Consider the following 1147-nt stretch of genomic DNA (forward strand, 5'->3'; position numbering starts at 1 on the left):
CTCAGTACCTGACAACTTTGGTTTGAGGCTGTCCTAGACGGGGAAACTGTCAATTCCCTCTTGTCCCTCGACAAGGACGGCGAAAAGCGGTGAGTTGAAGCAATGACCTCCTCAACTCCCGCTTGCCCCCAGCGTACCGAACTGACCGAACACTTCAAAGCTTGCGTCCCCTTCCTGCGAATCGACACGCTCCAGCGTGTCGTCGACCTGGTCCTGGCGATGATCACGGCCCAGAGCGTCAACCACAGCGATCTGGCCCCGCAGATGCCTGGCAGCAGCTCACCTGAAGCCAAGAAACGGCGCGTGGGACGCGCAATTCACGATGAACAACTGACCATGCAGGTGTTCTTAGCGCTGTTGCTCGTCCACCTTCCACCCGGGAAGGTGTTGATGAGCTTGGACCGGACGACGTGGGAGCACGGAGCAGCGCCCCTGAATCTCCTCGTGCTCGGGGCTGTGGTCCACGGGTACACCATCCCGCTGGTCTGGATTGCCTTGGACCACACCGGCAACAGCCATACCAGAGCGCGGATGTGGCTCGTCCTTAAGCTCTTGGAGGCCCTTCCAGCCCGTCGCTGGAAGGGCCTGGTCGCCGACCGTGAGTTCATTGGTGCCGAGTGGTTCCATTTCCTTCGGCGTCAGGGGATTCGTCGAGCGATCCGGATCCGCAAAGACACGGTCCTGGATGAGCTGCGAGCAGATGAATGGTTTGATGATGTCCAGCAAGGAGAATTCCGCGTCATGGCAGAGAAGACCCAGGTCTTCGGGGAATGGATGCGCGTGGTGGCCACGAGATCCCCTTCGGGGGATCTCGTCATCATCGCCACAGATTTCGGCGTCTGGGAGACGTGGAAGCTGTATAAGCTCCGCTGGTCCATCGAATGCACCTTTGGAAGCCTCAAGACCCGAGGCTTCGATTTGGAACGCACCGGCGTCACCCAGCCCAAACGGCTCGAACGCCTGTTTGGGCTGGCGATCCTCGCCTGGATCAGTCTCTTGCGGGTAGGCATTTGGCTACATGAAATCAAGCCCATCAAGACCTTGGCCCATGGCCGCAAAGCCATGAGTCTGGTGCGCTACGGTGCCGAGCGCCTCAGAAACGCGCTGAGATGGGATCCAGACGACTTGGCCGTGCTGTTTACAGTGC

Annotated in this window: 1 protein-coding gene; it reads left to right on the forward strand. The window is 59.5% G+C overall.

The features are described from left to right. Window positions 1–219: 219 nt before the first annotated feature. Window positions 220–1147: IS4 family transposase (locus tag GUI70_RS22465; RefSeq protein WP_161884496.1), on the forward strand; the 928-nt coding region annotated here is incomplete at its 3' end.

Source organism: Deinococcus alpinitundrae, from assembly GCF_009982895.1.
Taxonomy (GTDB): domain Bacteria; phylum Deinococcota; class Deinococci; order Deinococcales; family Deinococcaceae; genus Deinococcus; species Deinococcus alpinitundrae.